Below are 12,401 nucleotides of genomic sequence, written 5' to 3'. Positions count from 1 at the left end.
CGCTTGGATTTGTTTTAAGCTGTTGCGCCTGCTCGGTCAATTTCCGGCTGCGCGGTCGGGATTGGCCTTTTTCCACGCATCGACAAAACAGAAGACGCTGTCGGCCATCTGCTCGGGCGTGGTGTCGCGGTTGTAGTATTCCGCGAAGCCTGTGTCCGGGAAGACCAGATAGCTTTGGGTCGAGTGATCGATCAGGGTGTAGGGGTCGCCCGGATCCTGCACTTTGAAATAGGTGCGGTATTCCTGCGAGACCTTCTTGATCTGCTCCGGCGTGCCGGTCAGCCCGATCATTTTCGGATGCATGAGATCGGTGAATTCCTTCAGCAGCTCGGGGGTGTCGCGTGCGGAATCGACCGAAATGAAGACCGGCGTCACCGAATAGCCGCGCTTTTCGAGAAGGCTTACGGCTTCGGCATTACGCGCGCTGTCGAGCGGGCAGACATCCGGGCAATAGGTATAGCCGAAATAGAGAATGCTCGGCTCGGTGATGACATCCGTATTCGTCACTTCCTTGCCGTTCTCATCGGTCAGAGTGAATGGACCGCCGATTTCGCCCGCGCCGCCTGCGACGACGCTTTGCCGGCACTGCGCGAAAATATCATTGTCATTGCTGCGGGTCGCGGCGAACCAGGTGACGCCCAGGCCGATGACCACGATCGCGGTCGCGGCGGCAGCGGAAATTTTCGCAATACGGTTCATATTGTCACTCCTCTCACGGCTGCATTGATCGCGCGGCGGGCGCCGATTATCAATGCTTTCATGCCGCCAATTCCGGCGATGTGCGCTTTGGACGCGGGAGACGACATGGCTCAACGCCTCGAGGCCCAACCCGGCCCGGCCGAGATTCACCACGACTGGGTGCGCCTCCGGACGCTGATCTTCCTGCGCTGGACCGCGATTGTCGGTCAGCTCGGCGCGATCTTCGTCGCCTATTTCGTCTATGATATCGCGCTGGATCTGGCGCTGTGCCTTGCCACGGTCGCGGCGGCGATTGCGGCCAATCTCGTGGCGATCTTTCTCTTTCCCGACACCAAGCGCCTGACCCAGCCCGAGGCGGCGGCGACGCTGATGTTCGACATGGCGCAGCTCGCGCTGCTGCTGTCGATCACGGGTGGGATGAACAACCCCTTCGCGCTGCTCATTCTCGTGCCGGTCACGATAGCTGCCACCGCGCTGGAGCGGTCTGCGACGATCCTGCTGGGGCTTTCGACGATGGTGATGATCTCGATCGTCGCGGTGGTCTATCTGCCACTGGTCAGCAAGACCGGCGAGGTGATCGCCGTGCCCGACGTGTTCGAATTCGGCTACTGGCTGTCGATCATCATCGGCGTCGCTTTCCTCGGCGCCTATGCACATAAGGTCGCGAGCGAAGTGCGCTCGATGGGCGATGCGTTGCGCGCGACTCAGCTGGCGCTGACGCGCGAGCAGAAGCTTACCGATCTGGGCGGCGTCGTCGCGGCGGCGGCGCATGAGTTGGGCACGCCTCTGGCGACGATCAAACTGGTGAGCTCGGAGCTGGCCGACGAGCTCGAAGACAGCCCCGATCTGCGCGACGATGCGCTCTTGATCCGCGAGCAGGCCAATCGGTGCCGCGACATTCTCCATTCGATGGGCCGGGTCGGGAAAGACGATCTGCATATGCGGAACGCGCCCATCGTCGCCGTTCTGCGCGAAGCGGCGGACCCGCATATGGAGCGTGGGATCGAAATTCACTTCGATGCCCATCCCATCGTCGAGGGGTTGGAGCGTCAGCCGACGATCTACCGCTATCCCGAACTGATCCACGCCCTGCGCAATTTCATCCAGAACGCCGTCGATTTCGCGCAATCCACGGTTTGGGTCGAAGCGGAATGGGACGATGAAGAGATCACTGTGCGGATCAGCGATGACGGCAAAGGCTATCCGACGAGCGTGCTCAACCGGATCGGCGATCCCTTCCTGCAACCGCGTGCGAATGCGGCGGAGCGCAAGGGCTATGAGGGGATGGGGCTTGGCGTTTTCATCGCGAAGACCCTGATCGAGCGGACGGGCGGGCGGCTCACCTTCTCAAATGGCGACGCGCCCTTCGCGCCCGGCGCCGCGACGCCTGCGCGCTCCGGTGCGGTTGTGGAAGTCGTCTGGCCTGCGTCGCGCCTTCTGGCGCGGGACGATGCGGGGCTTGGTTTGAATCAGCCGATCGCGGTCTGATCGCCTTCACCTCTCTTGCCGCTCCCCGAGCGAAGTTAACGCTGAGTTAACGAATCTTTCGCACCCTCGGCCTGGGGACAGGTTTGAGAGGCCGAAAGACATGGAGACTGCATGGCTTGAGGCGGCGATGATTGCGCTTACTTCGGTGGGCGCGGCCTTGGTCGCGTTGCTGCTGACTTGGCTCGCCGTGGGCCGCGCGCCCAAGCGCAGGCTGCCCCCCGCTGCGCGAGAGGACATCGAGGAGGTGGCCTTTCTGTTCGACGACGAGGCGCTTGTGGATGCAACGCCTCCCGCGCGGCGCTTGCTGGAATCGATGCCCATCGGGGCGAGCGATTGGACGCGCTTCACCGCGTTCGCCGCGCCGCGCTTTCCCGAATTTCAGTCCCGCATCGGCCAGCTCGCCGATCTTGGGCGGCTTGAGATGACCGAGGTTGCGAGCGCTACCGACAAGCCCCGGCTCCGCCTCACCGTCGAGAATTTCAACGGTCTGGCGCGGATCACCCTCGTCGATCCCGAAGGGGAGGGGCAGGGCCAGCGCGTCGACAGTCTCTCTTTCCGCGCGATGGAAGACGAATTGGAGATGATGCGCACGACGCTCGACCGCTCGCCGGTTCTGATCTGGCGGACCGAGAAAGGCGGTGAGCTGAGTTGGGCAAACAGAGCCTATCTCGTGCGCGCAGGGGCTTTCGATGCGGGGGAAGAAGGGTTTGGATGGCCGCTGCCGAGCCTGTTCACGCTGCCGCCCGACGCATTCGACGGGGGCGGGCCGCATCGTCTGGAGATTGGCTCCGCCGCGCGGAGCGACACCGAGGCCGCGACATGGTTCGACTGTCACTCCGTCATTCTCGAACGCGGCACGCTGCATTTCGCCCTCCCCGCCGACGCCGCCGTGCGGGCCGAGAAGGCGTTGCGCGATTTTGTCCAGACCCTGACCAAGACCTTCGCCGACCTGCCGATCGGGCTCGCGATTTTCGACCGGGACAGGCAGCTGCGCCTGTTCAATCCCGCCCTGAGCGACCTTCTGCAGCTCGGGCCGGAATTCCTCGCCACGCGCCCGACGCTCTACGCCTTTCTCGACAGGCTGCGCGAAACCAAGATGATGCCCGAGCCGAAGGATTACCGAAGCTGGCGGCAGGAAATGACCGAGCTGGAGCAGGCCGCCGCCTCCGGGTTCCACGCCGAGACCTGGAGCCTGCCCGGCGGGCAGACCTATCGCGTCACCGGACGTCCGCATCCCGATGGCGCGGTGGCGTTCCTGTTCGAGGATATTTCGTCGGAAACGTCTCTAACCCGGCAATTTCGTGGTGAAATCGAGATGTCTCAGGAGGTGTTCGACCGGGTGGGCGACGCAATCGCGGTGTTCCGCCCCTCGGGCGAATTGGCGATGGCGAATGCCGCCTATGGCGCGCTCTGGGGGGTCGAGCCGGAGGCGACGCTGGGCCGGGTGACCCTGCTCGACGCGGTGAAGCAATGGCAGGCGCGCGCCGAACCCAGCGCCTTCTGGTCGTGGCTGCAAAATCTCGCCCGGGAAATCGGCGCGCGCGAGAACCTGACCGAAGAGATCACCCTGCTCGACGGGCGGCATGTGACCTGCCAGCTCGAGACGCTTTCGGGCGGGGCGTTTCTCCTGCGTTTCCGTGTCGACGCAGCTTCCGGCAAGCCGCCGCCACGTCAGACGGGCACCACCGTCGCGCAGCAAGGCTAGCCGCTTGGCAAAGGGGCGATCGGCGCGCTAGAACCGAGCCATGCCCGCGCCGACGCACGCCCCCGTTTCCAGCGAAATGCCCTGCCTCGATCTCCCCGATCCCGAGGCGACGGAGCGGCTTGGCGCGCTCTTTGCCGAATTCGCCGGGCCGGGCGATGTGCTGCTGCTCGATGGTCAGATCGGCGCCGGAAAGACCCATTTCGCGCGCGCCCTGATCCAGACGCGGCTCGGCGTGGCCGAGCATGTGCCCTCGCCGACCTTCACGCTGGTCCAGACCTACGAGGCCGATTGCGAAATCTGGCATGCCGACCTCTATCGGCTCACCGACCCCGACGAGGTTCTCGAACTCGGGCTGGATGCCGCCTTCGACAGCGCGATCTGCCTGATCGAATGGCCCGACCGGCTCGGCTCGGCCGCGCCGAAAGGGGCGCTTCGGCTGCGCTTTGAGCAAACCGAAGAAGGCGCATCGCGAAGGGTTTGTTTCGAGACGAATACGCCTCTTTCGCAGCAGGTTTTGGGGGCGTGGAATGGCTGACGAAGTCGAGATTCGAAGCTTCCTCACCGCCGCCGGGTGGCAGGACGCCAGCCGCCGCCCGCTCGCCGGAGATGCCTCCGCCCGCAGCTACGAACGCCTGACCCGCGGCGCAGATCGTGCCGTGTTGATGAAAGCGCCGGACGGGGCCGAGATCGCCCGCTTCACCCGCATTGGCGATTGGCTCGCCGAGGCCGGTTTTTCCACGCCGAACGTGCTCGCGCGCGACGATACATCTGGCCTGTTGCTGCTCGAAGATTTCGGCGATGCGCTCGCGGCCCGTCACCTCGACGCGACGCCCGAGGACGAGCCTGCGCTTTATGCTCTGATCACCGAATTCCTCGCCGATCTGCCCCGCCATGCGCCGCCGGAGGATCTGCCGCTGCTGGATGGCCCCGCGCTCGCCGACCTGCTGGATTTGGTGCCCGAGTTCTACCCCTGCACGGATCGTGCCGCCGCAGATGCGCTCCAACAGGCGATTGCCGAGAAATTCGACACTCTTCCCGCGTGGAAGCCGGTCCTCTGCCTGCGCGATTTCCATGCGGAGAACATCATTCTGCTGGATCGCCCGAGCCTGCGCCGCCTCGGGCTTCTCGACTATCAGGACGCGCTGCGCGCCCATCCCGCCTATGATCTGGTCTCCGCGCTGCAGGACGCGCGCCGCGATGTGAGCCCGCAGGTCGAGCAGGCTGAGATTGCCCATTACTGCGCGCTGACCAAGACCGATCCGACCGCGTTCCGCCTCGCCTACGGCCTGCTTGGCTTGCAACGCGCGCTGCGGATCCTCGGGATCTTCGCGCGATTGACTATTCGTGACGGAAAGCCGCAATATCTTGAGTATATGCCCCGCGTTTACGCCTATATCTCGCGTAACCTCGCCGATCCGGCTCTTGCCGATCTGGCAGAACTGTTCCACGGCGCCTATCCTGCGCCCGACCCGAATTTGATTGCTGATTTGAGACGAAAATGCCCGACCAGCCCGACGCCTTGATGCTCTTCGCCGCCGGTTTCGGCACGCGCATGGGCGCGCTGACGCAAACCCGGCCCAAACCGATGATCGAGGTCGCGGGGCGTCCTCTGATCGATCACGCGCTCGACCTTGCGCGGGCGGGCGGGGCGCGGCGGCTCGTGGCCAATGTGCATTACCTCGCCGATCAGGTGGTCGCGCATCTCGCCGGGCAGGACGTCGCGATCTCGGATGAGCGCGACGAAATTCTGGAAACCGGCGGCGGGCTGCGCAAGGCGCTGCCGCTGCTGGGCGAGGGGCCGGTGATGACGCTCAACACCGATGCCGTCTGGCGCGGCGAGAACCCCGTGGCCCGGCTGCGCGCGGCGTGGCGGCCCAACGAAATGTCGGCGCTTCTGATGCTGGTGCGGCCCGAAAATGCACGCGGACATGCGGGCGCGGGCGATTTCACGATGGACGAGACCGGCCGCCTGACGCGCGGGCCGGGCTATGTCTATACCGGTGCGCAAATGCTAAATCCCGCTGGAATAGGGTCTATTTCTGAGCGGAGCTTCTCGCTGAACATCCTATGGGATGAGATGATCGCGGCGGGGCGTGTCTTCGGCCTCGTGCATGACGGGGGGTGGTGCGATGTCGGACGACCCGAGTCTATTTCGCTGGCCGAGGCGATGCTCGATGAGTGATGGCGCCGCCTCCGTCTACGCCCTCCCGCCGGGCGTCGATTTTCCCCGCGCCCTGGTTGCTGGCCTGCGCGCGCGCTTTGCCGATCAGCCGCCCGAGGCGCTGGCCCGGGTCACCCTCTATCTGAACTCCGGGCGGATGCGTCGCCGCGTGCGGGAGGTCTTTCTCGAAAGCGGCGCGCTCTATCTGCCGCGGCTCCTGCTGGTGAGCGATCTCGGGGCCGATCCGCTCGCGGGTCTGCCTCTGCCCGTGCCCCCGCTGCGCCGCAAGCTCGAATTGGCCCAGTTCGTGGAGCAACTCACCCGCGCCATGCCCGAATTCGAGGCGGGCGCGAGCCAATTCGCGCTGGCCGAGAGCCTGTATTCCCTCCTCGCCGAGATGCAGAGCGAGGGCGTCCATATCGACGATCTCGACCAGCTCGAGCTGACCGAGACCCACGCCCGCCACTGGCAGGAGAGCCTGCGCTTCATCCGCATTATCGCGCGTTATTTCGACAACGACGCCGAGCTGGACCGCGAGAGCCGCCAGCGGATGGTCGTGGAAGCGGTGATCGAGCGTTGGCGCGAAAACCCGCCCGCCGATCCGGTGATCGTCGCGGGCTCGACCGGTTCGCACGGGGCGACCTCGTTGTTCATGCAGGCTGTCGCGCGGTTGGAAAACGGGTCGATCGTTCTTCCCGGCTTCGACCGCGACATGACGCAGGCGGCCTGGGATAGTCTCTATTCCGGCCCATTTCCGCTCGAAGACCACCCGCAGTTCCGCTATCGCAGCTTGCTCGATAAGCTCGGGCTCTCGGCGGAGGACGTCGTCGATTGGGATGAGATCTCCGCGCCGGACCCGGGCCGCAACCGCCTCCTTTCGCTGGCACTGCGGCCGGCGCCGGTTACCGATCAATGGCGGCGCGAAGGCGCTGGGCTGGGGCCGCTCGTTCCGGCCTGTCACGGGCTGTCGCTGATCGAAGCGCGCGATCCGCGCCATGAGGCGCTGTCGATTGCGCTCGCGCTGCGCGAAGCGGTCGAGCGGGGCGTCAGTTCGGCTCTGATCACGCCCGACCGCCTTCTGGCGCGCCGCGTGGCGGCGGCGCTCGACCGGTGGGGGATCGTGCCGGATGACAGTGCGGGGCAGCCGCTGCAGCAGACTGCGCCGGGCCGGTTCCTGCGGCAGATCGCGGCGATGCGGGCGCGTCCGGTCGGGATCGCCGATCTGATCGCGCTGCTGAAACATCCGCTGACCGCGACCGGCGACGCGGAACGTGGGCCGCATCTGCGCAACACGCGCGAGCTGGAGCTGCGCCTGCGCCGCTATGGGCCCGCGTTCCCGGATCGCGAGAGTCTCACGAAATGGGCAGAAAAAGACCCTGATTCACGGGAATCTTGGGCGCAGTGGCTCTGCGATATTCTCGAAGATTTCGCGGCACCTCCCGCGGCCGCGCTGACAGATCACGTGGAACAGCACTTCCGGCTCGCCGAACGGGTCGCCGCCGGACCGAGTGCCGCGACCGAGACCAGCGAGCTGTGGCGCGAGGCGGCGGGCCGTGAAGCGCGCCGCTTGATGGAGGACCTGCGCAGCCAGTCCGGCTTCGGCGGGCATCTTGGCGCGCTCGATTACGCCGATCTGGTCAATCGACACCTTCAGAGCGGGCTCGTGCGCCAGACACTCGCCGCGCATCCATTGATCGCGATCTGGGGGACGCTGGAAGCGCGCGCGCAGGGGGCCGAGCTGGTGATCTGTGGCGGGTTGAACGAGGGAAGCTGGCCCGAAGCGCCCGCGCCCGACCCGTGGTTCAGCCGTCAAATGCGGCTGGAATCGGGTCTATTACTGCCCGAACGGCAGGTCGGCCTCTCGGCGCATGACTTCCAGCAGGCGGTTGCCGGGCCGCAGGTGATCCTGTCGCGTTGCGCACGCGACGCGGAGGCGCAGACGATCCCGTCGCGCTGGCTCAATCGTCTTTTGAATCTCGTCGACGGCCTGCCCGACCAGGGTGGCACCGAGGCGTTGGCCGAGATGCGCGGGCGCGGCAAGCGCTGGCTCGATCTGGCGGATGCGCTCGAGACGCCGCGGATCACGCTTGAGCCCGCCATACGCCCGTCGCCGCGCCCGCCGGTCGATGTGCGCCCGCGCGAATTGCCGGTCACCGCGATCGAGACCCTGATCCGCGACCCCTATGACATCTACGCGAAGCGCATCCTGAAGCTGCGCGCCCTCGATCCGCTGCGCCCCGAACCCGACGCTTTGCTGCGTGGGCAGGTGCTGCACCAGATCGTCGAAACCTTCGTGAAGACCTATGACGAGACCGCGACCATCGAGGCGGCGCAGGCACGTCTGATGGAGATCGCCGAGGAGGTAATGCTCCGGGAAATTCCGTGGCCAAGTGCGCAGCGCATCTGGCTCGCGCGGGTCCGAGGGATCGCCGAGACATTCTGCCGGGCCGAGGCCGAGCGTCGCGCGCAGGGTGCGCCCATGGTGGTGGAGAAAAAAGGCTCTGTTTCACTGGAAAACCCGCTTTTCACGCTGACTGCGAAGCCCGACCGGATCGACATTCTCGAGGACGGGCGCGCATGGATCTACGACTACAAGACCGGCACGCCGCCTTCCGAGCGGGAGGTGATGGCCTTCAACAAGCAGATGCTTCTGGAGGCCGCGATGGTCGGGCGCGGGGCCTTCGAGGCGATCGGGCCGCGCGAGGTCGCGGGCATGTCCTATGTGCGGCTCGGCGGCGACGGCGCCACCACGCAGATCAAGGGTAAATCCGGTGATCGCAGCGAGACGCCCGAGGAGAGTTGGGAGAAATTCCGCAAGCTGATCGCGCGCTATTTCGAGCCTACGCAGGGCTTCACCGCGCGCCGCGCTCCGCAAAAAGCGCGCGCCCGGACGGATTACGATCAGGTCTCGCGCTTCGGGGAATGGGATGTCACCGATGAAGCCGAGGGGGAGGACGTGTCATGACCCATCCGGCCAGCCTCAGACAGCATCAGGCCTCGCAACCGGACAGCTCGGTCTGGCTCGCCGCGAATGCGGGCTCGGGCAAGACCAAGGTGCTGACCGACCGCGTCGCGCGCATGCTTTTGGCGGGAACAGAGCCTCAACGCATCCTGTGCCTGACCTACACCAAGGCCGCCGCGGCGGAGATGCAGAACCGACTGCTTGGGCTGCTGGGCGGCTGGGCGATGATGGACGAGGCGAAGCTGCGCGAGAAGCTAAGGGCGCTGGGTGCCGATGAGGCGCTCTCTGCCGAGGATCTGGCGAAAGCGCGGCGGCTGTTCGCCAAGGCGATCGAGACGCCGGGCGGGCTGAAGATCCAGACGATCCACGCCTTCTGTGCGGAGTTGCTGCGCCGCTTCCCGCTCGAGGCGAAAGTCTCGCCCGGTTTTTCCGAGATGGACGACCGCGCCGGCGAATTGATGCGCGAGGATATCCTCGAGGAGATCGCGACGGGCCCGGATTGCGAGCGGCTCGATGCGTTGCTCGGCGTCTATTCCGGTGAGGACCTGACGGCCCTCGCAGCCGATATAAGCCGGAATAGGGTCGGTTTTGCGGGCGATCTCGGCTTCGCCGATCTGCTGGGAGCCTATGATCTGCCGCGGGACATGACCGAAGAGGCGCTGCTCTCCCAAGTCTTCGCTACAGGCGATTTTCGGATGGTTCAGGATCTGGTTCCAATCCTCGCGGGAGGTAAGGACACCGATAAGAAGCTCTCAAGGGTTTTCGCTTCGATTGATGATCTGGATCTGAGTGCGCTGAAAGAGCTTGAAGGCAAACTTCTCAACAAATCAGGCAAGAACGAAGGTGGTCCTAAAGTTGGCAGTGTGCCTACAAAGGATATCCGCGAAGGTCCGGCCGCTGAGTATATGGACGCGTTCAATGATCTCATGGAACGGATTGCTGATGCGCGCCCCCGCCGCCTCGCTTTCGTCGCGGCCAAGCGCGCCCATGCGTTGCACCGCTTTGCGCAGGTCTTCCTGCCGCGGCTCGACGCCTATAAAGCCGCGCGCGGCTGGCTCGATTTCGACGATCTGATCGACCGCGCTGCGGCGCTCTTGGATGAGCCATCGGTGGCGCAATGGGTGCTGTTCCGCCTCGATGGCGGGATCGATCACATCCTCGTCGACGAGGCGCAGGACACCAGCCCCCGACAGTGGCGGGTGATCGAGCGGATCGCCGAGGAATTCACCTCCGGCGAAGGCGCGCATAAGGGCGAGCGCACGCTGTTTGTGGTCGGCGACCGCAAGCAGTCGATCTATTCCTTCCAGGGGGCCGATCTTCAGCAATTCGAGGAAATGCGGGCCCATTTCGCCCGAAAATTCGCGGATATCGGTCGCGCGCTCTCTCCGCTGGAACTGGAGCATTCCTTCCGATCGTCCGCCGCCGTGCTGCGTTCCGTGGACCTCGCTTTTGCGCGCGGGGCCGAACAAGGCCTCGGCGGGGCGCCCTCGCATATTGCCTTCCACGAGGCGCTGCCGGGCCGCGTCGATCTGTGGCCTGCGATCGAGTCGGTGAAGACGGAGGACGAGGACGATTGGGAGAGCCCGGTTGATCTGACGAGCGCTGAATCGGCGATTTCGCAGCTGTCTCGCATGATCGCCGCCGAGATTTCCGCGATGATCTCGCAGGGTGTGCAGATCCCCGATCACGAGGCGCCCGGCGGCGCGCGCCCGGTGCATGAGGGCGATTTCCTGATCCTCGTGCGGCGTCGCTCTGAGTTGTTTTCCGAGATCATCCGCGCCTGCAAGTCGATCGGTCTCGCGGTGGCGGGGGCGGATCGCCTGAAGCTCGGGGCGGAGCTTGCGGTGCGTGACATCCGCTCGCTTCTCAGCTTCCTTGCGACGCCGGAGGACGATCTGTCGCTGGCGGAGGCGTTGCGCTCGCCGCTTCTGAACTGGTCCGAGCAGGAGCTCTATCAGCTCGCGCAGCCCCGGAAGGGCTATCTCTGGGAGGCGCTCCGGCGCGGTGAGATGCGGCCCGACACGCAAGAGATGCTGAAAGATCTGCGCGACAATTCCGATTTCCTGCGGCCCTTCGAGCTGATCGAACGCCTGCTGACCCGGCATGGCGGGCGCGAGCGGCTTCTGGCGCGGCTTGGCCCCGAGGCGGAGGACGGGATCGACGAGTTGATCTCGCAGGCGCTGGCGTTCGAGCGCAATGAAGTGCCGAGCCTGACCGGCTTCCTCGGCTGGCTCGATGCGGATGATGTGCAGGTGAAGCGGCAGCTGGACGGGGCAGGGCGCGCGATCCGGGTGATGACGGTCCACGGCTCGAAAGGGTTGGAAGCGCCGATCGTGATATTGCCCGATACGGCGAAGAAAAAAGAGCCTAATCCGCCTAAAATCCTGCGTTTGGACAATGGTGTCGCTGGGCTGCGGCAACCCGCGCCGGACGCGCCGGAGGCCCAGCTTTCCGCCGCAGGAAAAGAGACGACGGCCCGGGCGGAGGAGGCGCAACGGCTTCTCTACGTCGCGATGACGCGGGCGGAGAAATGGCTGATCGTGGCCGCAGCTGGCGAGGTCGGCGAGGGCGACGAGACCTGGTATAGCCGGATGAAATCGGGCCTCGAAGCTGCCGGGACCGAGGACGTCACGGGCCTTTCCAATCCGTTGCAGGAGCTGGGTGCGTTCCCCCGCCACGCGACCGGCGCATGGCCGGTGAACGCAGTTGCGCCAGCGGCTGCGCTGGAAGTCACGCGACTGGATCTGCCCGCGTGGAGCCTCACGCCCGCCGCTGCCGTCGAGCCGCCGCCGCGCCCGCTTTCGCCCTCTGATCTGGGCGGGGCGAAGGCTCTGTTCGGTGATGGCGAGATGATGGACGAAGACGAGGTGCTGCGTCACGGGCGCAACCTGCACCGGCTCCTCGAGCATCTGCCGGAACGGCCGCGCGACCGGTGGAAAGGCCTTGCCGAACTGTTGCTGTCCGAGGGCGAGGATGCGCTGCTTCCGGGTGAAATAGAGCCTGTTTTGGCCGAAGCGACCCGCGTTCTCGAAGCGCCGGGCATGGCGGCGTGGCTGGGTCCGGACTGTCTGGCGGAGGTCGAGATCACAGCCGCGCTGGAGGAATTCGGCGGCCAGCGGATTCACGGTTTCATCGACCGTCTGCGGATCGATGCCGAAGGCGTTCACATTCTCGATTACAAATCCAACCGCATCGTCCCTGCCTCGCCCGATCGGGTGCCCGAAGGGATCGTGCGACAGATGGCCGCCTATCGCGCGGCACTGCGGCAAATTCACCCCGGACGCAGCATCACCTGCGCGATCCTGTGGACACAGGACGGAACGATCATGCCGCTCGCAGATGCACAGCTAGACGGGAGCTTGCGCACGCCCACTGTATCTTGACGC

Annotated in this window: 8 protein-coding genes; 7 read left to right on the top strand and 1 reads right to left on the bottom strand. The window is 65.4% G+C overall.

All coding sequences use genetic code 11. The annotated features are described in order from the left end of the window. Positions 1 to 36 precede the first annotated feature (36 nt). On the bottom strand, positions 37 to 699 hold the full coding sequence (locus BMI89_RS08325; protein WP_078570573.1) for an SCO family protein: 663 nt from the start codon (positions 697 to 699) through the stop codon (positions 37 to 39). 105 nt (positions 700 to 804) lie between these two features. Between BMI89_RS08325 and BMI89_RS08320 the strand changes: the two genes are divergently transcribed. The 7 genes from BMI89_RS08320 (at position 805) to addA (ending at position 12,398) form a co-directional block, all read left to right on the top strand. After that, positions 805 to 2,187 carry a sensor histidine kinase RegB gene (locus BMI89_RS08320; protein ID WP_078570572.1) on the top strand — a complete coding sequence of 461 codons (1,383 nt, stop codon included), beginning with the start codon at positions 805 to 807 and terminating at the stop codon, positions 2,185 to 2,187. Positions 2,188 to 2,287: 100 nt separating this feature from the next. Next, positions 2,288 to 3,892, top strand: a complete 1,605-nt coding sequence (locus BMI89_RS08315; RefSeq protein ID WP_078570571.1) for a PAS-domain containing protein — start codon at positions 2,288 to 2,290, stop codon at positions 3,890 to 3,892. 40 nt (positions 3,893 to 3,932) lie between these two features. Further along, entirely contained in the window at positions 3,933 to 4,427 is a 495-nt protein-coding gene (gene tsaE / locus BMI89_RS08310) for a tRNA (adenosine(37)-N6)-threonylcarbamoyltransferase complex ATPase subunit type 1 TsaE (protein WP_078570570.1), read from the top strand. Then, a complete protein-coding gene (locus BMI89_RS08305) occupies positions 4,420 to 5,415 on the top strand; it encodes a phosphotransferase (protein ID WP_078570569.1) in 996 nt (331 codons plus the stop codon). Before tsaE ends, BMI89_RS08305 begins: the two co-directional genes overlap by 8 nt. Next, positions 5,391 to 6,074 (top strand): nucleotidyltransferase family protein, encoded by a 684-nt coding sequence (locus BMI89_RS08300; RefSeq protein ID WP_078570568.1) that lies wholly within the window; start codon positions 5,391 to 5,393, stop codon positions 6,072 to 6,074. Before BMI89_RS08305 ends, BMI89_RS08300 begins: the two co-directional genes overlap by 25 nt. Then, positions 6,067 to 9,018, top strand: a complete 2,952-nt coding sequence (gene addB / locus BMI89_RS08295; protein WP_078570567.1) for a double-strand break repair protein AddB — start codon at positions 6,067 to 6,069, stop codon at positions 9,016 to 9,018. Before BMI89_RS08300 ends, addB begins: the two co-directional genes overlap by 8 nt. After that, positions 9,015 to 12,398, top strand: coding sequence for a double-strand break repair helicase AddA (gene addA / locus BMI89_RS08290; protein ID WP_078570566.1), 3,384 nt, complete (start codon positions 9,015 to 9,017; stop codon positions 12,396 to 12,398). Before addB ends, addA begins: the two co-directional genes overlap by 4 nt. The last annotated feature ends 3 nt before the right edge of the window (positions 12,399 to 12,401 follow it).

This window comes from Thioclava sp. F36-7 (assembly GCF_002020075.1).
GTDB lineage: Bacteria > Pseudomonadota > Alphaproteobacteria > Rhodobacterales > Rhodobacteraceae > Thioclava > Thioclava sediminum.
Note: the sequence above shows the minus strand (reverse complement) of the source record. Positions and strands in the feature narration are given on the sequence as shown.

Coding starts and splice junctions, on each gene's coding strand:
- BMI89_RS08325 (WP_078570573.1), bottom strand. CDS start 699: ATGAACCGTATTGCGAAAATTTCCGCTGCCGCCGCGACCGCGATCGTG.
- BMI89_RS08320 (WP_078570572.1), top strand. CDS start 805: ATGGCTCAACGCCTCGAGGCCCAACCCGGCCCGGCCGAGATTCACCAC.
- BMI89_RS08315 (WP_078570571.1), top strand. CDS start 2,288: ATGGAGACTGCATGGCTTGAGGCGGCGATGATTGCGCTTACTTCGGTG.
- tsaE (WP_078570570.1), top strand. CDS start 3,933: ATGCCCGCGCCGACGCACGCCCCCGTTTCCAGCGAAATGCCCTGCCTC.
- BMI89_RS08305 (WP_078570569.1), top strand. CDS start 4,420: ATGGCTGACGAAGTCGAGATTCGAAGCTTCCTCACCGCCGCCGGGTGG.
- BMI89_RS08300 (WP_078570568.1), top strand. CDS start 5,391: ATGCCCGACCAGCCCGACGCCTTGATGCTCTTCGCCGCCGGTTTCGGC.
- addB (WP_078570567.1), top strand. CDS start 6,067: ATGAGTGATGGCGCCGCCTCCGTCTACGCCCTCCCGCCGGGCGTCGAT.
- addA (WP_078570566.1), top strand. CDS start 9,015: ATGACCCATCCGGCCAGCCTCAGACAGCATCAGGCCTCGCAACCGGAC.